The organism is Acidovorax sp. NN32, from assembly GCF_057597245.1.
In genome coordinates this window covers 3076025-3102824 of sequence record NZ_CP199679.1, presented here as the reverse complement: position 1 = coordinate 3102824, position 26800 = coordinate 3076025, and the positions used below count along the sequence as shown (strand labels likewise).

Annotated in this window: 19 protein-coding genes and 1 tRNA gene; 16 read left to right on the top strand and 4 right to left on the bottom strand. The window is 62.2% G+C overall.

Translation table 11 applies throughout. From position 1 onward, the window contains the following. Window positions 1–20: 20 nt before the first annotated feature. Entirely contained in the window at window positions 21–1826 is a 1806-nt protein-coding gene (gene msbA, locus ACT89O_RS14425) for a lipid A export permease/ATP-binding protein MsbA (protein WP_218299859.1), read from the bottom strand. A gap of 187 nt (window positions 1827–2013) precedes the next feature. Here msbA and tolB point away from each other — a divergent pair, with 187 nt between their 5' ends. The 5 genes from tolB (at window position 2014) to ACT89O_RS14400 (ending at window position 5649) form a co-directional block, all read left to right on the top strand. Then, complete coding sequence (gene tolB, locus ACT89O_RS14420) at window positions 2014–3333, top strand: Tol-Pal system beta propeller repeat protein TolB (RefSeq protein ID WP_121506180.1); 1320 nt, start codon at window positions 2014–2016, stop codon at window positions 3331–3333. Between the two features lie 44 nt (window positions 3334–3377). After that, window positions 3378–3917: a peptidoglycan-associated lipoprotein Pal gene (pal, locus tag ACT89O_RS14415; protein ID WP_055393955.1), complete on the top strand. Its 540-nt coding sequence runs from the start codon at window positions 3378–3380 to the stop codon at window positions 3915–3917. Next, window positions 3917–4708: a tol-pal system protein YbgF gene (gene ybgF, locus ACT89O_RS14410; protein ID WP_487260409.1), complete on the top strand. Its 792-nt coding sequence runs from the start codon at window positions 3917–3919 to the stop codon at window positions 4706–4708. The genes pal and ybgF overlap by 1 nt, the downstream gene beginning before the upstream one ends. Next, complete coding sequence (locus tag ACT89O_RS14405; protein ID WP_487260408.1) at window positions 4708–5529, top strand: tRNA threonylcarbamoyladenosine dehydratase; 822 nt, start codon at window positions 4708–4710, stop codon at window positions 5527–5529. Before ybgF ends, ACT89O_RS14405 begins: the two co-directional genes overlap by 1 nt. Before the next feature lie 44 nt (window positions 5530–5573). Beyond that, window positions 5574–5649 (top strand) — tRNA-Lys (locus ACT89O_RS14400). A gap of 130 nt (window positions 5650–5779) precedes the next feature. On the opposite strand, the gene ACT89O_RS14395 is transcribed toward ACT89O_RS14400, so the two are convergent. After that, complete coding sequence (locus ACT89O_RS14395; protein ID WP_055396675.1) at window positions 5780–6838, bottom strand: AI-2E family transporter; 1059 nt, start codon at window positions 6836–6838, stop codon at window positions 5780–5782. Window positions 6839–7081: 243 nt separating this feature from the next. Here ACT89O_RS14395 and ACT89O_RS14390 point away from each other — a divergent pair, with 243 nt between their 5' ends. The 5 genes from ACT89O_RS14390 to ACT89O_RS14370 all read left to right on the top strand — a co-directional run bounded on the left by ACT89O_RS14390 (window position 7082) and on the right by ACT89O_RS14370 (window position 14678). Further along, complete coding sequence (locus tag ACT89O_RS14390; RefSeq protein ID WP_055396677.1) at window positions 7082–9961, top strand: 2-oxoglutarate dehydrogenase E1 component; 2880 nt, start codon at window positions 7082–7084, stop codon at window positions 9959–9961. A gap of 51 nt (window positions 9962–10012) precedes the next feature. Then, window positions 10013–11287, top strand: coding sequence for a 2-oxoglutarate dehydrogenase complex dihydrolipoyllysine-residue succinyltransferase (odhB, locus tag ACT89O_RS14385; RefSeq protein ID WP_121420343.1), 1275 nt, complete (start codon window positions 10013–10015; stop codon window positions 11285–11287). A gap of 89 nt (window positions 11288–11376) precedes the next feature. Further along, window positions 11377–12804 carry a dihydrolipoyl dehydrogenase gene (gene lpdA / locus ACT89O_RS14380; protein ID WP_487260407.1) on the top strand — a complete coding sequence of 476 codons (1428 nt, stop codon included), beginning with the start codon at window positions 11377–11379 and terminating at the stop codon, window positions 12802–12804. Between the two features lie 81 nt (window positions 12805–12885). Then, window positions 12886–13983, top strand: a complete 1098-nt coding sequence (gene zapE / locus ACT89O_RS14375) for a cell division protein ZapE (protein WP_487260406.1) — start codon at window positions 12886–12888, stop codon at window positions 13981–13983. Beyond that, on the top strand, window positions 13980–14678 hold the full coding sequence (locus ACT89O_RS14370) for a hypothetical protein (RefSeq protein WP_218299854.1): 699 nt from the start codon (window positions 13980–13982) through the stop codon (window positions 14676–14678). The genes zapE and ACT89O_RS14370 overlap by 4 nt, the downstream gene beginning before the upstream one ends. 180 nt (window positions 14679–14858) lie before the next feature. Here the strand turns inward: ACT89O_RS14370 and ACT89O_RS14365 are convergent, their stop codons facing one another. After that, window positions 14859–15665, bottom strand: a complete 807-nt coding sequence (locus tag ACT89O_RS14365) for a PP2C family protein-serine/threonine phosphatase (protein WP_121420339.1) — start codon at window positions 15663–15665, stop codon at window positions 14859–14861. A 105-nt stretch (window positions 15666–15770) separates the two neighbouring features. Between ACT89O_RS14365 and ACT89O_RS14360 the strand changes: the two genes are divergently transcribed. Both ACT89O_RS14360 and yoaA read left to right on the top strand, forming a co-directional pair. After that, the gene (locus ACT89O_RS14360; RefSeq protein WP_055396751.1) at window positions 15771–15974 is read left to right on the top strand and encodes a YdcH family protein; all 204 of its coding nucleotides are present in this window, start codon (window positions 15771–15773) and stop codon (window positions 15972–15974) included. After that, window positions 15974–18022, top strand: a complete 2049-nt coding sequence (gene yoaA, locus ACT89O_RS14355) for a DNA repair helicase YoaA (RefSeq protein WP_487260405.1) — start codon at window positions 15974–15976, stop codon at window positions 18020–18022. Before ACT89O_RS14360 ends, yoaA begins: the two co-directional genes overlap by 1 nt. Here the strand turns inward: yoaA and ACT89O_RS14350 are convergent. Further along, window positions 17985–18782, bottom strand: coding sequence for an outer membrane protein assembly factor BamD (locus tag ACT89O_RS14350; protein WP_487260404.1), 798 nt, complete (start codon window positions 18780–18782; stop codon window positions 17985–17987). The genes yoaA and ACT89O_RS14350 overlap by 38 nt on opposite strands. 182 nt (window positions 18783–18964) lie before the next feature. Between ACT89O_RS14350 and dnaE the strand changes: the two genes are divergently transcribed. From dnaE to ACT89O_RS14330, 4 genes are all read left to right on the top strand, one after another. Further along, window positions 18965–22498: a DNA polymerase III subunit alpha gene (dnaE, locus tag ACT89O_RS14345; protein ID WP_487260403.1), complete on the top strand. Its 3534-nt coding sequence runs from the start codon at window positions 18965–18967 to the stop codon at window positions 22496–22498. A gap of 107 nt (window positions 22499–22605) precedes the next feature. Continuing rightward, window positions 22606–22974: an ATP-dependent Clp protease adapter ClpS gene (gene clpS / locus ACT89O_RS14340; protein WP_055396693.1), complete on the top strand. Its 369-nt coding sequence runs from the start codon at window positions 22606–22608 to the stop codon at window positions 22972–22974. Between the two features lie 57 nt (window positions 22975–23031). Further along, a complete protein-coding gene (gene clpA / locus ACT89O_RS14335) occupies window positions 23032–25380 on the top strand; it encodes an ATP-dependent Clp protease ATP-binding subunit ClpA (RefSeq protein ID WP_055396695.1) in 2349 nt (782 codons plus the stop codon). Between the two features lie 276 nt (window positions 25381–25656). Then, window positions 25657–26790 (top strand): hypothetical protein, encoded by a 1134-nt coding sequence (locus ACT89O_RS14330; RefSeq protein WP_487260402.1) that lies wholly within the window; start codon window positions 25657–25659, stop codon window positions 26788–26790. Window positions 26791–26800 lie beyond the last annotated feature (10 nt).

Genomic DNA, 26800 nt, shown 5'->3' with positions numbered 1-26800 from the left:
AATAGCACGCAATAGCGTGTTCAGTGCAATGCGGCGGTTTCGCCCGAGGCCGGCCGGGCCTGCAGGCGTGCGTACAGTCCGCCCATCGCCATCAGCTCAGCGTGTGTGCCTTGTTCGGCAATGCGCCCACGCTCCATGACGATGACCCGGTTGGCATGCTCGATGGTGGACAGGCGGTGCGCAATGACCAAGGTGGTACGTCCCTGCATCAGGCGCTGCAGGGCGTCCTGTACCAGCCGTTCGGATTCGGTGTCCAGCGCCGAGGTGGCTTCGTCCAGGATCAGGATGGGGGCGTCCTTGTACAGCGCCCGCGCAATCGCCAGCCGCTGGCGCTGCCCCCCCGACAACTGCGTGGCGTTGTGACCCACCACCGTGTGCATGCCCTGGGGGAGCGCTGCCACGTGTTCGGCTAGGTTGGCGGCCGCCAGGCACGCCTGCACGCGTGCTTCATCCACCGCGTGTCCCAGTGCCACGTTGGCCGCAATGGTGTCGTTGAACATCACCACGTCCTGGCTCACCATGGCGAATTGGGAGCGCAGCGATCCGAGGTCCCACTCTGGCAACGGGTTCCCGTCGACCAGGATTTCACCCGAAGCGGGCGTCACAAACCGTGGCAACAGGTTGACCAGCGTGGTCTTGCCTGCCCCGGAGGGGCCGACCAGGGCGACGATTTCGCCAGGCTCCACACGCAAGCTGATGTGGTCCAGTGCAGGGGCGTGGTCAGGGCCAAACGACACCGTGACCTGCTTGAGTTCCAGCGCCCCCTGGGCGCGGTCCTTGCGGAACTGGCCGCCCGCTTCGGCTCCGGTGTCTCCCAGCAGTGCCAGCCCCCGCTCCAGGGCGGCAACACCCCGCGTGATCGGGCTGGCGACATCGGCGAGGCGGCGTATGGGCGCAATAAGCATCAGCATGGCCGTGATGAATGACACGAAGCCGCCGACGGTGACATCCTTGGCGTCCACGGTGCCACGGCTCTGCCACAGGGCAATGCAGATCACTACGGAGAGCGCAGCAGCGGCGAGTAGCTGCGTCAGCGGCGTCATGGCTGCGGAGGCGATGGTGGACTTGATCGCCAGGCGTCGCAGGCTCTGGCTCAAGGCGGCGAAGCGCCCAGCCTGGCCAGGCTGCGCGCCATGCAGCCGGACCATGCGGTGGGCCAGCACGTTTTCTTCCACCACATAGGCGAGTTCGTCGGTGGCTTGCTGGCTGCTTTTGGTCAGGTGGTAAAGGCGCCGGGACAAGGTCTTCATGATCCACGCCACGCCCGGCACGACCACGGCGACGATCAGCGTGAGCTGCCAGTTGAGGTACAGCAGGTACACCAGCAGCGCCACCAGTGTGAATCCGTCGCGCGACACCCCTAGCAGTGCCTGTACGAGCAGGGTTGCGCCGGTTTGCACCTCGTACACCACGGTGTTGGACAGCGTGCTGGCCGATTGGCGCGAGAACAGGCCCATTTCGGCAGCCAGCACCCTGTCAAACAGCGACTGGCGCAGCGTCAGCATGCCTTCGTTGGCAATGCGTGCCAGTGCGTACTGGCCGACGAACTGGGCAACGCCCCGGACAAAAAACACGCCCAGGATGGCCAGTGGCACCATCCACAGTTGGAGGGTGCCTTGCGTGAAGCCCCGGTCCAGCAGGGGCTGCAGCAATGCGGGAATCAGCGGCTCGGTGATCGCGCCGACGAGGGTGGCAACAACGGCAAGGCTCCAGGCCATTCGCTGGTTGCCAAAGTAGACAGACAGTCGGCGCAGGCGTGTGGCCAGGCTTGCAGCGGGCGGGGAGGGAGTGTTGGGAGGCGCGGCGCCCGTATCTGTGGCTTGCATGTGGCCCGGATTCTACGGTTGTGGGCGGTCAAGGTGCCGGTGAGATATTTCTGCGCAGCAGGTTGTGAGCTGAAAGAAATCGATGCGAATAGGTTTGGAGGTCGCACGTTTTGTCACAGGGGTTTCCCCGCTGTGTGTAACATTCGGGTTTGCCTTTCGGCATTTGTTCGGCCACCGCTGGATGCCAATGACCACAGATCGAATCCCAACACACCCATCCCCTGCGGCCTTGCCGCATCCCTTGCGCCGCCACATGCTGGCTGCGCTGATCTCGACCCCCGCACTGCCCGCCCTCGCGCAATTTCGCGTTGAGGTCACGGGTGTTGGTTTGACCCAGTTGCCCATCGCAATTGCGCCGTTCCGGGGCGAGGCGCAGTCTCCCCAGAAAATATCGGCCATCGTTCAGGCCGACCTGGAGCGCAGCGGACAGTTCCGCGCGGTAGACGCCTCCGGCGCGGTGCTGGACGAAACCGCGCGCCCGGATGTCGCACTGTGGCGCCAGAAGAGTGCGGACTCCCTGGCTACTGGCAGTGTGACGCGCCTGGCAGATGGGCGTTTCGATGTGCGCTTTCGCCTTTGGGATGTGGTGAAGGGGCAGGACCTTGGTGGCCAAAGCTTTGTGGTCACCCAAGGCGATCTGCGCCTGGTGTCGCACCGCATTGCGGATTTCATCTATGAAAAGCTGACGGGCGAGCGCGGCATTTTCTCGACGCGTATCGCCTATGTCACCAAGACAGGCTCCCGGTACAGCCTGTGGGTGGCAGACGCTGACGGAGAGAATGCCCAATCGGCACTGTCGAGCCCGGAGCCCATCATTTCCCCTGCATGGTCGCCCAACGGGGGGCAACTGGCCTATGTGTCGTTTGAATCGCGCAAGCCGGTGGTCTATGTGCATGATGTGGCCTCCGGCCGCAGGCGTCTGATTGCCAATTTCCGGGGGTCCAACAGTGCCCCTGCCTGGGCTCCGGATGGTCGATCCCTCGCCGTGACGCTCAGCCGTGACGGGGGATCTCAGCTCTACACCATCGACGCCAACGGTGGCGAGCCGCGCCGCCTCATGCAAAGCGCTGGCATCGACACGGAGCCCATGTTCTCCGGTGACGGCCGCAGCATCTACTTTGTCAGCGACCGTGGTGGTGCGCCGCAGATCTACAAGGTCTCCACATCTGGCGGCAACGCGGAACGTGTGACGTTTACCGGCAGCTACAACATCTCCCCCAGCGTCAGCCCCGATGGCCGCTGGCTGGCCTACATCTCCCGTGTCGGTGGGGCTTTCAAACTGCACGTGATGGACCTGTCCTCGGGCACTGTGAATGCGGTCACCGACACAACGGCAGATGAGAACCCCAGCTTTGCCCCCAATAGCCGCCTTATCGTTTATGCCACCCAGCAGCAAGGGCGTGAAGCGCTCATGACCACCACGCTGGACGGCAAGATCAAGGCCCGGCTCGCGGGGCAGGCGGGCGATATCCGTGAGCCCGATTGGGGCCCGTTTCAAAAGCAATGAACTTATCAGCACTTTCAAGTATCAAGTTTCCAGGAGAATTTTGGATGATCAAACGTTTTACCCTTGCCCTTACCGTTGTCGCCCTCGTTGCCGGATGCAGCTCTGGCGTGAAGCTGGACGATGTGCCGGTCGAAGACAAGAACGCCACGTCTACGATGGGTGGTAATACTGGCGCCAACTCTGGCAATACCGCGCAGAGCGGTGTTGCTGGTGTGGACCTCGGCCAGTCGGGCCGCGATGCTGCGGGCCCAGTGGGCGTGAGCCGTATCGTTTATTTTGATTACGACAGCTACGTGATCAAGCCCGAATTTCAGTCGCTGATCGAGGCGCACTCTCGCTTCATCAAGGCCGGCACCAATCGCAAGCTGATGATTGAAGGCCACACGGACGACCGAGGTGGTCGTGAGTACAACCTGGCGCTCGGCCAGAAGCGCGCCGAGGCAGTGCGCCGTTCGCTGGCTCTGCTCGGCGTGCAGGACAGCCAGATGGAAGCTGTGAGCTTTGGCAAGGAAAAACCAGCAGCCCAAGGCAATTCTGAAGACGCGCACGCCCAAAATCGCCGGGCTGAACTGTCCTATCGTTGATGCGCACGATTTCTTTGTCCTACCCGCTCAAGGCGCTGGCGGCAGTGATGCTGTCCGCGGCCTTGCTGCCCACGGGCCATGCCGCAATTTTTGAGGATGGCGAGGCCCGCCGCGCCATTCTCGAAATGCGGCAGCGCGTGGATGGCATGCAGCTGTCTCAGCAACGGTCCGCAGAGGAAGTGCGCAGGCTCAGTGAAGAGAACGCCCAGCTGCGGCGCAGTCTGCTGGATCTGCAAGGTCAGATTGACGCACTGCGCGCGGAGCAGTCCACACTTCGCGGCCAGAACGAACAGTTGTTGCGTGATGCTGCCGATTTGCAGCGGCGCCAGAAAGACATTGCCCAGGGGGTAGACGAGCGCCTGCGTCAGTTTGAACCTGTGAAGGTGACCTTGGACGGCCAGGAGTTCCAGGCAGATCCTGCTGAGAAAAAGGACTTTGAAGCCGCACTGGCCGTGTTTCGCTCAGGCAAGTTTCCAGAAGCTGGGGCAGCATTTGCAGCCTTTGTGCGGCAGTATCCGCGCAGCGGTTTTGTCCCATCTGCGCGTTTCTGGCTTGGGAATGCCCAATACGCTACCCGGGACTACAAGGAAGCCATTGGTAATTTCAAGCTGATGCTGTCTGATGCCCCGGCTCATGCGCGGGCACCAGAGGCGGCTTTGTCCATTGCCAACTGCCAGATTGAACTCAAAGACACACGAACTGCCCGCAAGACATTGGAAGACCTTGTACGCGCCTACCCGCAGTCCGAGGCGGCTGTGGCGGCCAAAGAGCGCCTTTCCCGATTGAAGTAATGGTCGGCGAAGCGCCTTTGCAAGCCCCGGCAGGGAGTGTTGAAGATGCAGCGCTGGAGCGTCGCTTTGGCGGACTGGAACGGCTGTACGGCGTACAAGGCGCTCGGCGTATCCGCCGGGCGCATGTGGTGGTGGTTGGTGTCGGGGGGGTGGGCTCTTGGGCTGCTGAAGCCTTGGCACGCAGTGGAGTGGGCCAGATCACGTTGATCGACCTCGACCACGTGTCCGAGTCGAACATCAATCGCCAAATCCATGCACTTACCGATACCGTCGGCCAGGCCAAGGTTCTTGCAATGCGTGATCGGATTGCGCAAATACACCCTCGATGCAGCGTCCACTGCGTGGAGGAATTCGTGGATGCAGACAATTGGCCTGGTTTGCTTCCTCAGTCCGTTGATGCGGTGATTGATGCGTGTGATCAGGTGCAAGCCAAAACGATCATCGCGGCCTGGGCTCAGGCCCAGAAGGCTCTGCACATCACGGTCGGGGCGGCTGGCGGTAAGCGCCATGCGCACAAGGTGGATGTGGATGATCTCGCTTTGACAACCCACGATCCTCTGCTGGCGCAGCTGCGCTATCGCTTGCGCAAGCACCATCGGGCAGCCCGTGATGGCAAAAAAATCGGAGTGACCTGCGTCTTCAGCAGAGAAGCCGTGGCGCCTCCCGATGCGTCCTGCAATGTGGATGGCGATGGTTCTCTGAACTGCCATGGATACGGTTCGGTCGTTGCAGTGACGGCGACCTTTGGTCAGTGCGCTGCAGGGTGGGTGTTGGACAAACTTGCCGCAACTTCCAAAAACACTGAAAAAACGACGCTATAATCCAAGGCTTTGCAGCAGTCAGTCATGATTGATTGCAACCGGTTGGGACGTTAGCTCAGTTGGTAGAGCAGCGGACTTTTAATCCGTTGGTCACAAGTTCGAATCTTGTACGTCCTACCACCCGAATCCAGGCGCCAGTCTTTTGGCGTGAACAAAGGCCTCCTTGCGGAGGCCTTTGTTTTTTGTGATCCGCACGTTCAATGCAGTGCCATGTTGTTCATGGCCCCGATTGTTGTATCACTCCATTTTGCTACGCGGATTCAGTGCTGGCGCTGGGTGAAAACAGGTCCCAGCTCGCAATGAAAAGCGCCGCAATAACTGGTCCTATCACGAAGCCCGTCAACCCAAAGAGCGCCATGCCTCCCAGGGTGGATATCAGCACAACGTAGTCTGGCATCTTGGTGTCCTTGCCCACCAAAATCGGACGAAGGACGTTGTCAACGAGTCCAATAACGCCAACGCCAAACGCAGTCAGCACCACGCCTTGCCAGACCGCACCCGTGGCCAGGAAGTAGATTGCCACCGGTACCCAGATCAGCCCCGCTCCCACGGCGGGAAGCAGCGACAGGAAGGCCATGGAAACCCCCCACAGCACGGGGCCCTGGATGCCCAGGATCCAGAAAATCAAACCGCCCAGCGCTCCTTGGGAGGCTGCCACGACAATGTTGCCTTTGACCGTGGCGCGAATGACGGTGGTGAACTTGCTGACCAGTTGCCGCTTGTGTGTTTCGTCCAGGGGGGTGGCCTGGCCAATGCGCAAGGCCAGGCTCGATCCGTCACGCAACAGGAAGAACAGCAGATAGAGCATGATGCCGAAGCTCACGATGAACTGCAGCGTGTTCTGGCCAATGCTCAGTGCCTGTGTGGCCACAAACTGGCTGGCCTGGACGGCGACGGAAGAGAACTTTTGTTGCAGCTCGCCAACGGTCGTGAGATTCAACCGGTCCAACAAATTGGCGGCCCAGGCGGGCAGGGCGGCGATCACCTGCTGTAGGTAGAGTCCAAAATTTAGCTGGCCCGACCGCATCCGTTCATAGATTATCGTGGCTTCCTGGGCCAGGGATACCGTGATCGCTGTCATGGGAAGGATGACCACAATAAGGCACAGTCCCAGAGTACACAGCGCTGCAAGATTGCGCCGCCGGGGCATGCGCCGCAACAGTTTGCGGTGCAGGGGGGCAAACAAGATGGCCAGGATGACGCCCCAGAAGACCGCGCCGTGGAACTGCCAAAGGATGGCTCCAAAGGCGATGGTGACAAGGGCCAGCAGCAGCAAGAAGACTTTGTTCTGGAGGGTGGGTGGCGTCATGAGGGTAGGTGGCAATGAGATACCCGGAATGTACGCGAGCCAGGTTTGTAGCCGCTTGTTGCGCCAGCGTGTCAGCACCGGCCCCACCATTTCCGTAGGGCGGTCGGCCATTCGGTGGCACAATGGCGCCCGTACCAAGGCCCTTCCCCAGCCACAGTCGCATCCGCCAATCGGTTCAGCCGTGTCGCGGAAGGTTTCTCAACCAGCTAATGCTTTCCCAAGGAAAGCGGAGGTCAGCGGAATATGAGCGATACGACGTCCGTCTATCAAGCCTACCAAGGCAACACTTACCTCTTCGGCGGCAATGCGCCCTATGTCGAAGAGATGTACGAGAACTACCTCGCCAACCCAGGTAGCGTGCCAGACAATTGGCGCGAGTACTTTGATGCACTTCAACATGTGCCTGCGGTGGATGGCAGCAATGCCAAAGACGTCCCCCACCTCCCCGTCATCAACGCTTTTGCCGAGCGCGCCAAACAGGGCGGCACCAAGGTTGTTGTGGCAACGGGTGCGGACTCTGAGCTGGGCCGCAAGCGCACTGCCGTTCAGCAGCTGATCGCTGCCTACCGCAACGTGGGCCAACGCTGGGCTGATCTGGATCCCCTCAAGCGCACCGAGCGCCCCGCCATTCCTGAACTCGAACCCTCTTTCTATGGTTTCAGCGACGCGGACCAGGAAACGGTGTTCAACACGAGCAACACGTTCTTCGGCAAAGAGTCGATGCCCCTGCGCGAGTTGATTAACGCGCTGCGCGAAACATACTGCGGCTCCATCGGCGCCGAGTACATGTATGCCACTGACCAGAACCAGAAGCGCTGGTGGCAAGAAAAGCTGGAAAAGATCCGCAGCAAGCCCAGCTTTGGTGTGGACAAGAAAAAGCAGATACTGGACCGCCTGACGGCCGCCGAAGGTCTGGAGCGTTTCCTGCACACCAAGTACGTCGGCCAGAAGCGTTTCTCCCTGGAAGGGGGTGAAAGCTTCATCGCCGCCATGGACGAGCTGATCCAGTCTGCCGGTGCCAAGGGCGTTCAGGAAATCGTGATCGGCATGGCCCACCGGGGTCGTCTCAATGTGCTGGTCAATTCGTTGGGCAAGATGCCCAAGGACTTGTTCGCCGAGTTCGACCACACCGCTCCCGAAGACCTGCCTGCCGGTGACGTGAAATACCACCAGGGCTTCAGCTCGGATGTGACCACCCCTGGCGGCCCGGTCCACCTGTCGCTGGCATTTAATCCTTCCCACCTGGAAATCGTGAACCCCGTGGTCGAAGGCTCCGTGCGTGCCCGCATGGACCGCCGCGCCGACCCGCACGGCAAGCAGGTGCTGCCGGTGCTGGTGCATGGTGATGCGGCCTTTGCCGGCCAGGGTGTGAACCAGGAAACCCTGGCGCTGGCCCAGACCCGTGGCTACTACACGGGTGGCACGGTGCACATCATCATCAACAACCAGATCGGTTTCACCACCTCCGATCCGCGTGATACGCGTTCCACGCTGTATTGCACCGACATCGTCAAGATGATCGAGTCGCCCGTGCTGCACGTGAACGGTGATGACCCCGAAGCCGTGGTGCTGGCCACCCAGCTCGCCTTGGAGTTCCGCATGGAATTCAAGAAGGACGTGGTGGTGGACATCATCTGCTTCCGCAAACTGGGCCACAACGAGCAGGACACCCCGGCTCTGACCCAGCCGCTGATGTACAAGAAGATCGGCCAGCACCCTGGCACGCGCAAGCTCTATGCCGACAAGCTGGCGGCACAGGGCCTGGGTGAGTCGCTGGGCGACGATATGGTCAAGGCCTATCGTGCCGCCATGGATGCCGGCAAGCACACGGTCGATCCCGTCCTGACCAACTTCAAGAGCAAGTACGCCGTGGACTGGAGCCCGTTCCTGGGCAAGAAGTGGACGGACGCTGGTGACACGGCCATTCCTCTGGCTGAGTGGAAGCGCCTGGCCGAGAAGATCACGACCATTCCTGAGAGCGTGACGCCGCACCAGTTGGTCAAGAAGGTCTATGACGACCGCGCTGCCATGGGCCGTGGCGAGATCCCCGTGGACTGGGGTATGGGCGAGCACATGGCATTCGCATCGTTGGTGGCCAGCGGCTACCCCGTGCGCCTGTCGGGCGAAGACTGTGGCCGTGGCACGTTCACGCACCGCCATTCGGTTATTCATGACCAAAAGCGCGAGAAGTGGGACATCGGCACCTATGTGCCACTGCAGAATGTGGCCGAGAATCAGGCTCCGTTCGTTGTGATCGACTCGATCCTGTCGGAAGAAGCGGTGCTGGGCTTTGAATACGGCTACGCCTCCAACGACCCCAACACCCTGGTGATCTGGGAAGCGCAATTCGGCGACTTTGCCAACGGTGCGCAGGTCGTGATCGACCAGTTCATCGCCTCGGGTGAAGTGAAGTGGGGCCGCGTCAACGGCATCACGCTGATGCTGCCACACGGCTACGAAGGCCAGGGCCCTGAGCACAGCTCTGCCCGCCTCGAACGCTTCATGCAGCTGTCGGCCGACGCCAACATGCAGGTGGTGCAGCCCACCACCGCCAGCCAGATCTTCCATGTGCTGCGTCGCCAGATGGTGCGTGATCTGCGCAAGCCGCTGATCATCATGACGCCCAAGTCGCTGTTGCGTAACAAGGATGCGACTTCGCCGCTGTCCGAGTTCACCAAGGGCAGCTTCCAGACGGTGATTCCCGAGCAGGACGAGGCCATCGTCAAGAAGGCAGCCAAGGTCAAGCGTGTGATCGCCTGCTCCGGCAAGGTGTACTACGACCTCGTGAAGAAGCGCACCGAGCGCGAAGACGACGATGTGGCCATCATCCGCGTGGAGCAGCTCTACCCCTTCCCGCACAAGGCATTCGCCGCTGAAATCAAGCGCTACCCCAACGCCACCGACGTGGTGTGGTGCCAGGACGAGCCGCAGAACCAGGGCGCTTGGTTCTTCGTGCAGCACTACATCCACGAGAACATGCTCGAAGGCCAGAAGCTGGGCTATTCCGGCCGCGCGGCTTCCGCGTCACCTGCCGTGGGCTACTCGCACCTGCACCAGGAACAACAAAAGGCGCTGGTGGACGGCGCGTTTGCCAAGCTCAAGGGTTTTGTCCTGACCAAGTAAGGCCAGCTGCGACCCGATAACAGAACAAAACCCCATTCCGAAAGAATTGATATGGCTATCGTAGAAGTCAAAGTCCCCCAGCTGTCCGAATCCGTGGCCGAGGCCACCATGCTGACGTGGAAGAAAAAGGCCGGTGAGGCTGTGGCAGTGGATGAGATCCTGATCGAGATCGAAACCGACAAGGTGGTGCTTGAAGTGCCTGCCCCCTCGGCTGGTGTGCTGGCTGAAATCATCCAGGGCGACGGCGCCACCGTGGTGGCCGAGCAGCTCATTGCCAAGATTGATACCGAAGGCAAGGCCGGCGCGGCCGCTCCTGCCGCCGCTGCTGCAGCACCCGCTGCCGCCACGGCATCGGCTCCTGCCCCCGCACCAGCGGCTGTTGGCGGCTCCAAGGGCGATGTGGCGATGCCCGCTGCCGCCAAGCTGCTGGCCGAGAACAACCTGTCCGCATCGGCTGTGGCCGGCAGCGGCAAGGATGGCCGCGTGACCAAGGGCGACGTGCTCAGCGCTGTGGCTGGTGGTGCCGCCAAGGCTGCTGTGGCGGCCCCGAGCGCCATCCCCACGGGCGTGCCCACCAAGGCACTGCCCCAGGTGTCGGCCCCGGCCGCCAAGGAAGACCTGGGCGACCGCCCCGAGCAGCGCGTGCCCATGAGCCGCCTGCGCGCCCGCGTGGCCGAGCGCCTGCTGCAGTCGCAATCGACCAACGCCATCCTGACCACGTTCAACGAAGTGAACATGGCGCCGGTGATGGACATGCGCAAGAAGTTCCAGGACACGTTCACCAAGGAGCATGGCGTGAAGATCGGCTTCATGAGCTTCTTCGTGAAGGCTGCCGTGCACGCCTTGAAGAAGTACCCCGTGCTGAACGCCTCGGTCGATGGTAACGACATCGTTTACCACGGCTACTTCGACATCGGTATCGCCGTGGGCTCGCCCCGTGGCCTGGTGGTGCCTATCCTGCGCAATGCCGACCAGATGAGCTTTGCCGACATCGAGAAGAAGATCGCCGAATTCGGCAAGAAGGCCGCTGAAGGCAAGCTGGGCATTGAAGAAATGACCGGTGGCACGTTCTCGATTTCCAACGGTGGCACCTTCGGCTCGATGATGTCCACGCCCATCATCAACCCGCCCCAGTCGGCCATCCTGGGCGTGCACGCCACCAAGGACCGCGCTGTGGTGGAGAACGGCCAGATCGTTGTGCGCCCGATGAACTACCTGGCCATGTCCTACGACCACCGCATCATCGACGGCCGCGAAGCTGTGCTGGGCCTGGTGGCGATGAAGGATGCGCTGGAAGACCCATCGCGCCTGCTGTTCGACATCTAACCTCCTGACCGCATGGACCCACCCGCGTGGCCGACCTCTGGTTGTGCCCGCCGGTGGGTCTTTCTCCAACAGACTGAACGAGATTTCCCATGAGCAAACAATTTGATGTGATCGTCATCGGCGGTGGCCCCGGTGGCTACATTGCCGCCATCCGCGCAGCCCAGCTAGGCTTCAACGTCGCCTGTATCGACGAGTGGAAGAACGACAAGGGTGGCCCCGCACCCGGCGGCACCTGTACCAACGTGGGCTGCATTCCGTCCAAGGCGCTGCTGCAATCGTCCGAGCATTTCGAACACGCCAACAAGCACTTCGCCGAGCACGGCATCACCGCCACGGGCGTCAAGATGGACGTGGCCAAGATGATTGCCCGCAAGGACACCGTCGTGAAGCAGAACAACGACGGCATCCTGTACCTGTTCAAGAAGAACAAGGTCAGCTTCTTCCATGGCCGCGGCTCGTTCGTGAAGGCTGCTGAAGGCGGCTACGAGATCAAGGTGGCTGGCGCCGCCGAAGAGTCGCTGACGGGCAAGCAGATCATCATTGCCACCGGCTCCAATGCCCGTGCGCTGCCCGGCACGCCGTTCGACGAAGAACTGGTGCTGTCCAACGACGGCGCGCTGCGCGTGGGCGCTGTGCCCAAGAAGCTCGGCCTGATCGGCTCGGGCGTGATCGGTCTGGAAATGGGCTCGGTGTGGCGCCGCCTGGGTGCCGAAGTCACCATCCTCGAAGGCCTGCCGACCTTCCTGGGCGCGGTGGACGAGCAGATCGCCAAGGAAGCCAAGAAGGCCTTCGACAAGCAAGGTCTGAAGATCGAGCTGGGCGTGAAGGTCGGCGAGATCAAGACCGGCAAGAAGGGCGTGAGCATTGCCTACACCAACGCCAAGGGCGAAGCCCAGTCGCTGGACGTGGACAAGCTCATCGTCTCCATCGGCCGCGTGCCCAACACCATTGGCCTGAACGTCGAATCCGTGGGCCTGCAGCTCGACGAGCGCGGCGCCATCGTGGTCGATGCCGACTGCAAGACCAACCTGCCCGGCGTGTGGGCGGTGGGTGACGTGGTGCGCGGCCCGATGCTGGCGCACAAGGCCGAGGAAGAGGGCGTTGCCGTGGCCGAGCGCATTGCCGGCCAGCATGGCCACGTGAACTTCAACACCGTTCCCTGGGTCATCTACACCAGCCCCGAAATCGCATGGGTGGGCCGCACCGAGCAGCAGCTCAAGGCCGACGGCGTCAAGTACAAGGCGGGCAGCTTCCCCTTCCTGGCCAACGGCCGCGCACGCGCACTGGGCGACACCACAGGCATGGTCAAGATGCTGGCCGATGCCGAGACTGACGAGATTCTGGGCGTGCACATCGTGGGCCCGCAGGCCAGCGAGCTGATTGCCGAAGCTGTTGTGGCCATGGAATTCAAGGCCAGCAGCGAAGACATCGCTCGCATTTGCCACGCACACCCCAGCCTGAGCGAAGCCACCAAGGAAGCGGCCCTGGCCGTGGATAAGCGCACTCTGAACTTCTGATTTTTGGGTCAAATCGGGCTCTGGCGCTTATCTGATAAGCGCTGGTAGCTATAAAAATCATAGTTTCTGAGCATCCACCACGTGACTGTTAAACAGGCTTACCTGGCCGAGTTGGCCGCTAAAGGCTACCAAAGTGACCCTGCCCAATTGCGCGCAGTGGATGCCCTTCAGCGTTGCGCTGATGATTGGGCCGCATACAAGGCCCAGCGTTCCAACGCACTCAAGAAGCTGATCAACCGGCCTGATGTGCCGCGCGGCGTGTACATGTATGGCGGGGTGGGGCGGGGCAAGAGCTTTCTGATGGAATGCTTTTTCGACGCCGTTCCCTTGAAGCGCAAGGTGCGCCTTCACTTTCACGAGTTCATGCGCGAAGTGCACCGCGAACTGGCGGGCCTGCAGGGCACCGTCAACCCGCTGGACGTGCTGGGCGCGCGCATTGCCAAGCGCTACAAGCTCATCTGTTTTGACGAGTTTCACGTGGCGGACATTACCGACGCCATGATCCTGCACCGCCTGCTGGCGGCACTGTTCGATAACGGCGTGGGCTTTGTGACCACTTCGAATTTCAAGCCCGACGACCTGTACCCCGACGGCCTGCACCGCGACCGCATTCTCCCGGCGATTGCCCTGCTCAATGAAAAGCTTGAAGTGGTCAACGTGGACAACGGTACCGATTACCGTCGGCGCACTCTGGAGCACGTGAAGCTGTACCACACGCCGCTGGGCCCCGAGGCAGATGCTGAAATGGGCCAGGCGTTTGACCAACTGGCCGAAGTGCACGACGAAGACCCGGTGCTGCACATCGAGGCCCGGGAGATCCGGGCACGCCGCAAGGCCGGTGGTGTGGTGTGGTTTGACTTCAAGACCCTGTGTGGTGCCCCCCGGTCGCAGAACGACTATCTGGAAATCGCGACGCAGTTCCACACTGTGCTGCTGTCCGATGTGCCCTACATGCCGGTGAGCATGGCGTCGCCTGCGCGGCGTTTTACCTGGCTCGTGGACGTGTTGTACGACAGGCGCGTCAAGCTCATCCTGTCTGCAGCAGTACCCCCCGAGCAGCTTTACACCGAAGGCCCCTTGGCGCACGAGTTTCCGCGAACGATTTCGCGGCTCAACGAGATGCAGTCCAAGGAGTTCCTGGCGCTGGAGCGCCGCACTGTCGATACGGGGCTGACATGATCTCCAGACGCTTCGTGTCTGTGGCGATTTCCTTGCTTGCCTGGGGGTTGTCTGCCTCGGCCATGGCGCAGCCGGTAGCTGCTGGTGCGGAGGCCAACGGCCAGCAGGCAGCCGCCAAGGCGGCCGAACGTAAAGCGGAACACGACCGCATCCGCTCCGAACGCGAGGCCATCAAGGCCAGGCGACAACAGGACGAATCGGCCTGTTACCAGCGATTTTCCGTAGAAGACTGTCTGCGCAGTGTGCGGGCGGGCGTGCGCGATGCGGAAGCCCGTTTGCGTGCACAGGAGATCGAGCTCAATGATGCCGAGCGCAAGGAAAAAGCGGCGGAGCGTCTGAAATCCATTGAAGAAAAACAGCGCGGCGTGCCAGATAGCCCCTCAGCGGGCAGCGGTGCTGCAAGCGCTGTGGTGCGCAAGCCGTCGCAAGACCCCCAGGGCCTGAAATCGCAGCGTGACCACGAGGCTGAGCTGCGAGCACAGCAGCAGCGCATTAAGGTGCAAAAGCAGGCCCAGGAGCAGGCAGCGCGCACCAGTGGCAATGCCGAGCGTGCCGCAGAGGCGCGCGCACGCCACGCGCAAACGCTTCAGGCTGCGCAGGAGCGCCGCGACCGAGTCGAAAAGTCACGGGCAGAGGCCGCAGCCCAGGGGCGGGTCCCTGCGGCTCCGTTGCCAGCGGGCTCGGCAGCACGCTGAAACAGGTTTATTTGGGGTGGCTGCCCCAGGTGTTGAAAGTGCGCGTGGCGCCCAAAAGGCGCAGCGGGCCAGTGGGTGCAGAGGCTCGGTCCGCGTCAGCGCCGCATTCTTCAAGGGCCGCCGAGCCACTCGCCCTTTTGGTCACCGACCCACGCACGCACCAGCGGGTGGGGCGCTGCTTCAGGGACGCCCTGCGTCAGCGGGTACCAGGCGAGCGACCTTCTTTTCCTCCACCAGCGCCTCCATCTTCACGATGACCAGCGAGAGGTTGTCGCCACCGCCCCGCGCGCGGGAGCGGGCTTTTTCAATCAGAAACTCCGTGGCTTCCCGTGGCGAGAGGGAATCAACCACGGAGCCAAGTTCGGTGGGCGAAAAGTAGTGCCACACCCCATCACTGCAGGCCATGAGCACATCGCCAGGCTGCAGCTGGGGGATCACATGGGTGGTGATGGGCGGGTCGCTTTCAGTGCCGAGGCAGCCCACCAGAATGTTCGAGTGCGGATGGTTGTTGGCCTCGGCTTCGGTCAGCTCGCCCCGGTCCACGAGAGCCTGTACATAGGAGTGGTCGCTGGTGCGGAACACCATGCGCGCACCTTGGAAGTGGTAGATGCGTGAATCGCCGGCATGCACCCAGTGGCAGTCGCCACGCGGGTTGATAAGAAAGGCTGCAATGGTGCTGTGCGGTTCCTGCTCGGCAGAAATGGCTGTGAGCCGGATCACGATGTGAGCTTCTTCCACCATGCTCTTGAGCATGGCCACCGGGTCGTCGGTGTCGGGCGAATAGCGCTCGAAGAGCTGGCGCGCAGTCATCATGACCTGGTCCGACGCCTTGCGCCCGCCGCTGCGCCCGCCCATGCCATCGGCAATGACACCCAGTATGCAGCCATTGTGCCGCTCGTGGGAGATCAGGATCACCTGGTCTTGCTGGTACTCCCGGTCACCCTTGTGGATGCCGGTGGACGCGATGAGGCGAAACGCTTTGGTCATGCTGGTGATTGTGGGGGCGCGTACGCAAAGGGCCATCGCGCAAACGGGGGCAAGCGCGTATTATCCGCCCGCCTGTGGCATTTTTGCCATCCCACGGCCCCTGCCTTGAACCCCAGCCTCCATTCCCCCCAACGCCAACTCATTGAGCTGCGCATCGAGCATGCCGATCTGGACGCTCTGATCGACCGGTGTGCCCCCGACGGCGTGGCCGACGAATTCACGCTGCGCCGCCTCAAAAAGCGCCGTCTCGCTCTGCGTGATGCCCTGGATCGCCTGGAACGGGACCTTCAACCCCAAGAGCCCGCTTGATGGCGCTGGTGGAGATGGTGCAGGAGGTGTTTGCCCCCGGCGGCGTGCTGGCGCGGGCCGACACGCATTTCCAGCCGCGCGAAGGCCAGACACAAATGGCCATGGCCGTGGCGCACACCATTGAAGCGGGCGGGGCGCTGGTCGTGGAGGCAGGCACGGGGGTGGGCAAGACTTTTTCCTATCTGGTTCCGGCACTCCTGAGCGGCGAGCGGGTGCTGTTGTCCACCGCCACCAAGGCCTTGCAGGACCAGCTGTTTGCGCGCGATCTCCCGCGCCTGGCGCAGACCCTGGGCTTGCCGGTGCGCATGGCGCTTCTGAAGGGCAGGGCGAGCTATCTGTGCCTGTACCGCATGGAACTGGCGCGCCAGGATGTGTCAGCCCGTGAGCCTGGCGTGGCACGGGTTTTGGCCAAGGTCGAGAGTTGGTCGCATGGCACGCGCTCGGGCGATCTTGCAGAGCTGACGGGGTTGGACGAACGCTCGCCCGTGATACCGCTGGTCACCTCCACCCGTGAGAACTGCCTGGGCTCGCAGTGCCCCCGATTTCGCGAATGCCACGTGCATTTGGCGCGGCGCGAGGCCTTGGCGGCGGACATCGTGGTCATCAACCACCACCTTTTCTTCGCCGATGTGGCTGTGCGCGAGTCGGGCATGGCCGAGCTCTTACCGTCCGTGCGTGTGGTGGTGTTTGATGAGGCGCACCAGATCAACGAGACGGGCGTGCAGTTTCTGGGGCTTACGCTGTCCACGGGCCAGCTGATGGATTTTGGCAGGGACCTGCTGGCAGCAGGGCTGCAGCATGCGCGGGGCCTTGCGGACTGGACGGGGCTTGCGAGCCAGGTGGATCTGTCTGCCCGAGATTTGCGCCTGGCGGCGGGAGATATGCGGGGCAGCGCAAAGCTGCGCTGGACCGATGAAACGCCGGAGAGCGTCAGGCCGGATGAATGGCAGACTGCCCTGCGCCACGTGTCGCTCGCCTGCGCCCAGGCGCAGGAGGCGCTCGACACTGTCAGCGAAATAGCGCCCGACTTTGTGCGCCTGTATGAGCGCGGGACTGAACTGCTGGCGCGCCTGGCCCATTTTTCTGGCCCCGGCAATCCGGATGCGGTGCGCTGGGTCGATGTGGGGCCGCAGCTGCGCTTGACGGAATCCCCCCTGGACATTGCCGAGGCCATGCGCACACGCCTGCTGGCCACCCCTGCGGAACCCGTGGGTGACGATGGGTGGCCCGGGGAGCCTGCTGCCGGACCCGGCAGGGCCTGGGTCTTCACCTCGGCCACCTTGGGCGATGACGAGCAACTGAGCTGGTTCACGGAGCGGGCGGGTTTGCAAGACGCGCAGATCCTGCGGGTTGCGAGCCCGTTTGACTATGGGGCGCAGGCAGCACTGTATGTGCCACGCCACCTGCCGTCTCCGGCCGATCCTTCGCACAGCATGGCGCTTGCGCGCTGGGTGGGCGAGGCTGCAGCGCAACTGGGTGGCCGCACCCTGGTGCTGACCACGACGCTCAAGGCCTTGCGCACCATTGGCGATGCGTTGAAAGCGCAGTTTGCGGGCTCCGCTGTCCTGGAGGTGCTGGTGCAGGGCGAGTGGCCCAAACGGCGGCTGATGGAGCGTTTTCGCGAAGGGAGCGAGCACGGGCAGCAAGGCTGTGTGCTGGTGGCTTCCGCGACGTTCTGGGAAGGTTTTGATGTGCCTGGGGATGCCTTGCAGCTTGTTGTGATTGACAAGCTTCCTTTTCCTCCCCCGGGCGACCCTTTGGTGGAGGCGCGTACGCAGCGTATTGAGAAATCTGGCGGGAAAGCGTTCAAGTCTTACGCACTGCCCGAGGCAGCCGTTGCGCTCAAGCAGGGGGCGGGGCGGTTGATCCGGCGTGAGTCCGACCAGGGCATTCTGGTGGTGGGTGACACCCGCCTTGTCACCATGGGCTATGGCAAGCGCCTGCTGGCGGCCTTGCCCCCGATGCGGCGCCTGGAGTCAGAGCCTGAGTTTGAAGCTGCTCTTCAGGCGCTTACCAGAGCTTCCACCACGGCTCCGCCTTTTCCCTGAGGCCACCGCGCAGATAGGCGCTTTGGGGGTACGAAGTGTCCATCACGCGGCGTGCATCGTCGCGCAGCTGCGTCATGCCCAGTGCGTCGTACGACTGGATCAGGATATACAGAGCTTCTTCGAGCGCGGGCACGCCCTGGTAGTCCGCCAGGGCTACCTGGGCACGGCTGATGGCTGCCACATACGCGCCGCGCTGGAAGTAGTAGCGCGCCACATGCACTTCGTACTGCGCGAGCGAATTCACGATGTACGTCATGCGCTGGCGTGCATCCTGTGCGTAGCGGGATTCCGGGAAGCGGGTGGCCAGCTCACTGAAGGCCTCGAAGGAGTCCTTGGCTGCTTTCTGGTCGCGCTCGGAAAGGTCCTGGCGCGAGATGAACGAGAACAGGCCGAGGTTGTCGTTGAAGTTCACCAGGCCCTTGAGGTACAGCGCATAGTCCAGTGCGGGGCTGGCGGGATGGAGCTTCATGAAGCGGTCCAGCGTTGCAATGGCCTGGGCTTTTTCGCCAGCCTTGTAGTGCGCGTAGGCCTTGTCGATCTGGGCCTGCTGCGCCAGCGGGGTGCCGGCTGCACGCCCCTCCAGCTTTTCGAGCAGAGGAACCGCTTTGTCGTAGGCGCCGCTGTTCATTTCGTCCTGTGCTTCCGAATGGATGCGATTGGGGCTCCAGTTGGCCGTTTTGTCTTCGGTTGTGCTGGAGCAACCCGCAAGCAGACCAGCAAGCAGCAGGGCAGAAACGAGGGGCAGTGGGGCACGCAGCATCGCAGGCAGCTTTCAGCAAAAAAGGAAACAAGGGTGCAGGATAGCTGGGCCGGTCCAGAGGGCCAGGCGCCGCTGGCATCCAGGGCACGAAAAAGCATTGTACTGGGGGTGGCACCTGTCAAGAGGCGTTGCGCTGCCAGCTTTCTCTCGGTGGAGGTGCTGGGCTTTCTACAATGGTCCCCATGTTTGTTCACTTGCGCCTGCACACCGAGTTCTCCGTCGTAGACGGTACCAATCGAATCGATGAGGTGGCCAAGGCGGCTGCCAAAGACGGCCAGCCTGCACTGGCCATCACCGATCTCAACAACCTTTTTGGCGCGATCAAGTTCTACAAGGAGGCGCGGGGCAAGGGTGTCAAGCCCATCCTGGGGGCCGAGATTTTTCTGGAAGGCGAAGCGGGCGCAGCCCCCTCACGCCTGATCGTCCTGGTGCAGAACCGCCAGGGCTACCTCAATCTGTCCGAACTGCTCGCGCGTGCGTGGACGCGCAATGTCGTCAAGAACCTGGCGCTGTGCACCTGGGCCTGGCTGGAAGAGTTGTCGGAAGGGCTGATTGCTCTGGCCGGGGCACAGGCTGGGCCCGTGGGCCAGGCTCTCCTGAAGGGGGACGAGTCGGGCGCCGCTGAGATTGCCTTGCGCCTGGCAGGGCTGTTTCCACACCGGTTTTACATCGAGTTGCAGCGTGCGGGCCGTGTCGACGATGAAAGCCACGTGGTGGCTGCTGCGCAGTTGGCGGCGCGCCTGAGCTTGCCCGTGGTGGCCACACATCCTGTGCAGTTCGCCACTCCAGACGACTATGAGGCCCACGAGGCGCGCGTCTGTATTGCAGAGGGGGAGATCCTGGCCAACCCGCGCCGCGTGCGCAAGTTCACGCGCGACCAGTATTTCAAGTCGTCTGCAGAAATGCAGGCCTTGTTCGCTGATGTTCCGTCGGCCATTGCGAACACGGTGGAAATTGCCCAGCGTTGCAACCTCACGCTGGTGCTTGGCAAGCCGCAGTTGCCGGACTTTCCCACCCCCAATGGCATGCCGATCGATGAGTTCTTTCGTTTTGCCTCGTTCGAGGGGCTGGAGGAGCGCCTGAAGCTTCTCTTCCCCAAGGAGTCCGACCGCGATCAGCAGCGTCCCCGCTATGTGGAACGCCTGGAGTTCGAGATCGGAACCATTCTCAAGATGGGTTTTCCGGGCTACTTCCTCATCGTGGGGGACTTCATCCAGTGGGCCAAGGCCAACGGGTGCCCCGTGGGGCCGGGACGGGGATCTGGTGCCGGTTCGCTGGTGGCATATGCCCTCAAGATCACCGACCTGGATCCGCTGCAATACAACCTGCTGTTCGAGCGGTTTCTGAATCCCGAGCGGGTGTCCATGCCTGACTTCGACATTGACTTTTGCCAGTCCAATCGTGACCGGGTGATCGACTATGTGAAGGACAAGTACGGCAAGAATGCCGTGAGCCAGATTGCCACCTTCGGGACCATGGCTGCCAAAGCCGCCATCCGCGACGTGGGCCGGGTGATGGACATGAGCTACATGTTCTGCGACGGCATCTCCAAGCTGGTACCGGGCAAGCCCGGCATGTCGTACACGCTGGCCTATCCGCCCGAGGTGAAAAAGGAAGGCGACAAGAACAACTACGCACTGGAGCTGGAGCCGCTGCTGTACGAACGCGTGCAGAAGGAAGAAGACGTCAAGACCATCATCGAGATGGCGCAAAAACTCGAAGGCATGACCCGCAACATCGGTATGCACGCGGGTGGGGTTTTGATTGCGCCTGGCAAGCTCACGGATTTCTGCCCGCTCTACCAGCAGCCGGGCAGCGAATCGGCTGTGAGCCAGTACGACAAGGACGACGTGGAAGCTATTGGCCTTGTGAAGTTCGACTTCTTGGGTCTCGCCACTCTCACCATTCTGGAAATCGCGCGTGAGTTCATCATCAAGCGCCACAAAGGCCAGGAGAACTTCGCCTTCGAGAACATTCCGCTGGACGATGGCCCCACCTACCGGCTGTTTTCCGACGGCAAGACCGAGGCCGTGTTCCAGTTTGAAAGCCGTGGCATGCAGGGCATGCTCAAGGAGGCGAAGCCGAGTCGGCTTGAAGACCTGATTGCACTGAACGCGCTGTACCGGCCGGGTCCCATGGATCTGATCCCGAGTTTCGTGAACCGCAAACACGGCAAGGAAGTGGTGGAGTACCCCCATCCGCTGGTGGAGCCCGTGCTGGCCGAGACCTACGGGATCATGGTGTACCAGGAGCAGGTGATGCAGACCGCCCAGGTTCTGGGGGGCTACAGCCTGGGCGGCGCCGACATGCTGCGCCGCGCCATGGGCAAGAAGAAGGCCGAGGAGATGGCCGAGCACCGGGAGATCTTCCGAAAGGGTGCGGCCGAAAAGAACATCAGCCAGGAGAAGGCTGACGAAGTGTTCGATTTGATGGAGAAGTTTGCAGGCTACGGCTTTAACAAGTCGCACGCGGCTGCTTACTCCCTGTTGGCTTACCACACGGGTTGGCTCAAGGTGCATTTCACCGCAGAGTTCTTCTGCGCCAACATGACCGTGGAAATGGATGACACCGACAAGCTCAAGGTGCTGTTCGAAGACGCGCAAAAAATGGGGCTCTCTTTCGAGCCGCCGGACGTCAACCGTGGCTTCTACCGGTTCGAGCCAGTGACCGACAAAATCATCCGCTACGGCCTGGGCGCCGTTAAGGGCACGGGCCAGCAGGCCATCGAGGCCATGGTGGCGGCGCGCGAGGGGCGTGGCGAAGGGCCCCACGGCGCCACCACCGGGCCTTTCAAGAGCCTTTTCGATTTCTGCCTGCGCGTGGACAAGGCGCGCATGAACAAGCGCACGGTGGAGGCGCTGATCAAGGCGGGTGCATTTGATTCCATCAACATGAACCGGGCATCGATGGTGGCGTCCATCGACCGGGCTTTTGACTTTGCGGCCGCCACGCTGGCCAACGTGAACCAGGGTGGATTGTTCGACATGATGGGCGACGATGCCCACGGTTCCAGTACGCAGGAGCCCGAGTTGGTGGACGCTGTTCCCTGGGGGATCAAGGAGCGACTCACCCTGGAGAAAACGGCGGTCGGGTTCTATCTGTCGGGCCATCTGTTCGATGAAGTGGCCACCGAGGTGCGCCGCTTTGTGCGCACCCAGATCGATGAGCTGCTGGACAGTCGCGAACCCCAGGTCTTGGCCGGGATCATCAGTGATTTCCGGGTCATCAATGGACAGCGGGGCAAATTGGGCCTGTTCAAACTGGACGACAAGTCTGCCGTCATTGAGGCGTCTGCCGATGAGGCCTTGCTCAACACGTACCGCAACCAGCTCAAGGAAGATGAGTTTGTGGTGATGATGGGCCGCTTGCAAATGGACCATTTCAGCGGTGGCCTGCGCGTGAAGGTGCAACAGGTGTGGGACTTGGCAGGGGCGCGTTGCCGTTTTGGCAAATACCTGCATGTCACCGTCGGCGACAAGGGCCCGGATGTGCACCGCCTGGTCAAGGAGTTTCCGCCGCGCAGAGAGGAGCTTGCCGAGGGTGAATTGCTCCACGGCCTGCGTGTGCGCATGGGGGTGCGCTGTGTGGCGCAGGACGCGGCCGCTGTGGCGGAGCTGCAACTGGGGGAGAGTGCCCGTTTTTATCCCACCGATGCTGCGCTGGCCGCCTGGACCGCCCAGGCGGGCAGTGGTTCGGCCACCGTGGTTTACGAATAAATCGGGTGTTGGGAACCATTCGGTGAATATCGTGAAGGCGACAGCTTGAAAAAAACCGGATCAACGTCAGATTTCTCTCACGGCAGCATGCCGCGCGGATCGCTAGAATGATTTTCATGGCAACAAAACCACCTTCACCCCCCACCGCGCTGCCCGTGACCCGGCCCGCGCGGGATGATGGCGGTTCGGTCGTGCTCGAAAGACGCACCCAGAAGACCCAGCCGCCGCAGATGTACCAGGTGGTCATGCTCAATGACGACTACACCCCCATGGAGTTCGTCATCGTGGTTTTGCAGGAGTTTTTCAGCAAGGACCGTGAACAAGCCACCCAGATCATGTTGAAGATCCATCTAGATGGCAAAGGCGTCTGCGGTGTTTATTCCCGCGATGTGGCTGCCACCAAGGTGGAACAAGTGCTTGACGCCGCCCTCAAGGCGGGCCACCCACTCCAATGTGTCAGTGAACCTGTTGAATAACAGGTTTTTGATCCCGATCTACAGTTATCCCTTCCACGCAAGCACAAAGGAGTTCACATGATTGCCCAGGAACTGGAAGTCAGCTTGCACATGGCCTTTGTTGAGGCCCGTCAGCAGCGCCACGAGTTCATCACCGTGGAGCATCTGTTGCTTGCACTGCTCGATAACCCCAGCGCAGCGGAGGTGCTGCGCGCATGTTCGGCCAATATCGATGATCTGCGCTCATCGCTGGCGAACTTCATCAAAGACAACACGCCCCAGGTGGCTGGCACCGATGAGGTGGACACGCAGCCCACGCTGGGATTCCAGCGTGTGATCCAGCGCGCCATCATGCACGTGCAATCCACGGGCAATGGCAAGAAGGAAGTCACGGGTGCCAACGTGCTCGTGGCCATCTTTGGCGAGAAGGATTCGCATGCCGTGTACTACCTGCACCAGCAGGGCGTGACGCGTCTGGACGTGGTCAATTTCATTGCCCACGGTATCAAGAAGGGCGAACCCCCAGAGCCTGCCAAGCCGGACAACCAGGCGGAAGGCGAAGAGGGTGGTTCTTCTGAGCGCAACGAGAAAGCCTCGCCGCTGGAACAGTTCACCCAGAACCTGAACCAGGCCGCCAAAGACGGAAAGATCGATCCGCTGATCGGGCGCCACTACGAGGTGGAGCGCACGATCCAGATCCTGTGCCGCCGCCGCAAGAACAACCCACTGCTGGTGGGTGAGGCTGGCGTGGGCAAGACAGCGATTGCCGAGGGTCTGGCCTGGCGGATTACCCAGAACGATGTGCCTGAAATCCTGGCCGAGGCCACGGTGTACTCGCTCGACATGGGCGCATTGCTGGCAGGCACCAAGTACCGGGGTGATTTTGAGCAGCGCCTCAAGGGTGTTCTCAAGTCGCTGAAGGACAAGCCCAATGCGATTTTGTTCATCGACGAGATCCATACGCTGATCGGTGCGGGTGCCGCGTCGGGCGGCACGCTGGATGCCTCCAACCTGCTCAAGCCCGCGCTTTCCAGCGGTCAGCTCAAGTGCATTGGCGCAACGACCTTCACGGAATACCGTGGCATCTTCGAAAAAGATGCAGCGCTGTCGCGCCGTTTCCAGAAGGTGGACGTGGTGGAGCCCAGCGTGGCCGAAACCATCGACATCCTCAAGGGCCTGAAGTCGCGCTTTGAAGAGCACCACAGCGTGAAGTACGCGGCGGCCGCCCTGCAGGCTGCAGCCGAGCTGAGCGCCAAGTACATCAATGACCGCCATCTGCCTGACAAGGCGATTGACGTCATTGACGAAGCCGGTGCTGCGCAGCGCATCATGGTGCCGAGCAAGCGCAAGAAGACCATCGGCAAGGCCGAGATCGAAGAGATCGTGGCCAAGATTGCGCGTATTCCGCCTGCGAATGTGTCCAATGACGACCGTGGAAAGCTCCAGACGCTGGAACGCGACCTGAAGAGTGTGGTGTTCGGCCAGGACAAGGCCCTGGAAGTGCTGGCCAGCGCGGTCAAGATGGCGCGGTCCGGTCTGGGCAAGGGCGACAAGCCCATCGGCTCGTTCCTGTTCAGCGGCCCCACAGGCGTGGGCAAGACCGAGGCGGCCAAGCAACTGGCCTACATCATGGGCATCGAGCTCTTGCGCTTCGACATGTCGGAGTACATGGAGCGCCATGCGGTCAGCCGCCTGATTGGTGCGCCTCCGGGCTATGTCGGATTCGACCAGGGTGGCCTGTTGACCGAAGCCATCACCAAGAAGCCGCACGCTGTGCTGCTGCTCGACGAAATCGAGAAGGCGCACCCGGACATCTTCAACGTGCTGCTGCAGGTGATGGACCATGGCACGCTGACCGACAACAACGGGCGCAAGGCTGACTTCCGCAACGTCCTGATCATCATGACGACGAATGCGGGCGCCGAGACCATGAACAAGGCGACGATTGGCTTCACCAACCCGCGCCAGGCGGGCGACGAAATGGGCGACATCAAGCGCCTCTTCACGCCCGAGTTCCGCAACCGGCTGGATGCCATCGTCAACTTCAAGGCGCTCGACGAGCAGATCATCCTGCGCGTGGTGGACAAGTTCCTGCTGCAGCTGGAGACGCAACTGGCCGAGAAGAAGGTGGAGGTTACCTTTACCGATACGCTGCGCAAGCACTTGGCCAAGAAGGGTTTCGATCCGCTCATGGGCGCCCGCCCGATGCAGCGCCTGATCCAGGACACCATCCGCCGCGCGCTGGCCGACGAGCTGCTCTTCGGTCGCCTGACGGACGGTGGGCGTCTGACGGTCGATATCGAGGTGAAGACCGACGACAAGGGCGTGGAAACCTCCGAGGTGCTGCTGGACATCCAGCCGCTGGCCAAGAAGGAACGCTCGGCCAAGTCCGAGCCCGCCGAGCCCGAGGAAGCCACGGCGGACTGATGGGCACTGGCGCCACTGGCGCTTTGCCGACACACACCGGCACCCTCCCGAAGCCAGCCATCATTGCGATGGCTGGCTTTTTTTCGTCTGTAGTGCAGTGTCTACAGCGTGGTGGTGGCGAAGTCTGCACAGGCAGTCTTTGACGAGCTGGATCAGCGAACTGGTGTGCGCGAACGCCGTCCGGTGCCCCAAATCATTGAAACGTTTTCGCACAGTTCCGTGGCGAACCAGCACCTTGGGGGCGGCATACTGCGCGCTGACTGAGGAGACGCCCCCATGACCATGACCCCCACACCTTCCGCCCCGATGTTTCCCGGTGCCTCCTCTCGCAAGCGGCGTCTGGGCGCGATCAGCCGGTGCCTCGCCATTGCCAGTTTTGGTGCCCTGGTGGCAGCTTGTGGCGGCGGAGGGGGTGATGCGGCGCCGGTTTCGCCGCCTCCGGGCTCCCCGGCGCCAGGCGCGCCAGCGCCAGCTCCGCCCCCCGGGGGCCATGTGTATGGCGATGTGCGCGGCGCAACCCTGGGTGTGGGCGCGCCGCTCAATGGCGCGCTGCCGTTCCCTGCCAACAATGACTGGAACGCGGATATCAGTGGGCTCCCCATCGATCCCAACTCTGACAACCTCATCGCCAGCATTGGCCTCTCCCGGGGTTTGTTCCCGGATTTCGGCGCGGGCCTGTGGGAAGGCGCGCCTATTGGCATTCCCTATGTGGTGGTGGCAGGTAACCAGCCGCGTGTGGCGGTGCAGTTCACCGACTACGGCGACGAGAGTGATGCAGGCCCGTACCCGATTCCGCCCAACGCGCCTATTGAAGGCGGTCCTTCCAGCGCGGGAGACCGTCACGTGATCGTGATCGACCGCGACAACAACCGCTTGTATGAAACCGGCAACAGCTACCCGCAGTCCGACGGCAGCTGGCGTGCGTCGGGTGGTGCTGTCTTTCACCTGGACAGCAACAACGTGCGTCCCACCGCCAGGCCACGATGGACCAGCGCAGACGCAGCGGGCCTGCCGATTTTTCCGGGCCTGGTGCGGTACGACGAGGCGTCGCTGGGCGCCGGTGGCATCCGCCACGCGCTGCGCTTTACCGTCAGCCAGACCCGCCGCGCTTACGTGCCGCCCGCGACCCACTGGGCATCGAGCAATACCAGCCCCAACCTTCCCCCCATGGGCATGCGCGTGCGCCTGAAGGCGGGCTATGCGATCCCGCCGGGCTTCTCTGCCGAAGCGCAGGCTATCCTCTCCGCCCTCAAGACCCACGGGATGATGGTGGCCGACAACGGCTCCAACTGGTTCCTGAGCGGGGCGCCGGACGAACGCTGGAACAACGATCGCCTGAAGTCCGAACTGCGCCAGGTGCTGGGCCGCGACTTCGAGGTCGTGCGCATGGACGGGCTGGTGACGCCATGACTCCGTGGGG

Excerpts from the sequence above, each read along its gene's own strand:
- clpA (WP_055396695.1), top strand. The coding sequence starts at position 23,032 with ATGATTGCCCAGGAACTGGAAGTCAGCTTGCACATGGCCTTTGTTGAG.
- ACT89O_RS14370 (WP_218299854.1), top strand. The coding sequence starts at position 13,980 with ATGATCTCCAGACGCTTCGTGTCTGTGGCGATTTCCTTGCTTGCCTGG.
- dnaE (WP_487260403.1), top strand. The coding sequence starts at position 18,965 with ATGTTTGTTCACTTGCGCCTGCACACCGAGTTCTCCGTCGTAGACGGT.
- ACT89O_RS14390 (WP_055396677.1), top strand. The coding sequence starts at position 7,082 with ATGAGCGATACGACGTCCGTCTATCAAGCCTACCAAGGCAACACTTAC.
- ybgF (WP_487260409.1), top strand. The coding sequence starts at position 3,917 with ATGCGCACGATTTCTTTGTCCTACCCGCTCAAGGCGCTGGCGGCAGTG.
- tolB (WP_121506180.1), top strand. The coding sequence starts at position 2,014 with ATGACCACAGATCGAATCCCAACACACCCATCCCCTGCGGCCTTGCCG.
- ACT89O_RS14330 (WP_487260402.1), top strand. The coding sequence starts at position 25,657 with ATGACCATGACCCCCACACCTTCCGCCCCGATGTTTCCCGGTGCCTCC.
- ACT89O_RS14405 (WP_487260408.1), top strand. The coding sequence starts at position 4,708 with ATGGTCGGCGAAGCGCCTTTGCAAGCCCCGGCAGGGAGTGTTGAAGAT.
- ACT89O_RS14350 (WP_487260404.1), bottom strand. The coding sequence starts at position 18,782 with ATGCTGCGTGCCCCACTGCCCCTCGTTTCTGCCCTGCTGCTTGCTGGT.
- pal (WP_055393955.1), top strand. The coding sequence starts at position 3,378 with ATGATCAAACGTTTTACCCTTGCCCTTACCGTTGTCGCCCTCGTTGCC.
- lpdA (WP_487260407.1), top strand. The coding sequence starts at position 11,377 with ATGAGCAAACAATTTGATGTGATCGTCATCGGCGGTGGCCCCGGTGGC.
- ACT89O_RS14395 (WP_055396675.1), bottom strand. The coding sequence starts at position 6,838 with ATGACGCCACCCACCCTCCAGAACAAAGTCTTCTTGCTGCTGCTGGCC.
- msbA (WP_218299859.1), bottom strand. The coding sequence starts at position 1,826 with ATGCAAGCCACAGATACGGGCGCCGCGCCTCCCAACACTCCCTCCCCG.
- clpS (WP_055396693.1), top strand. The coding sequence starts at position 22,606 with ATGATTTTCATGGCAACAAAACCACCTTCACCCCCCACCGCGCTGCCC.
- yoaA (WP_487260405.1), top strand. The coding sequence starts at position 15,974 with ATGGCGCTGGTGGAGATGGTGCAGGAGGTGTTTGCCCCCGGCGGCGTG.
- ACT89O_RS14365 (WP_121420339.1), bottom strand. The coding sequence starts at position 15,665 with ATGACCAAAGCGTTTCGCCTCATCGCGTCCACCGGCATCCACAAGGGT.
- odhB (WP_121420343.1), top strand. The coding sequence starts at position 10,013 with ATGGCTATCGTAGAAGTCAAAGTCCCCCAGCTGTCCGAATCCGTGGCC.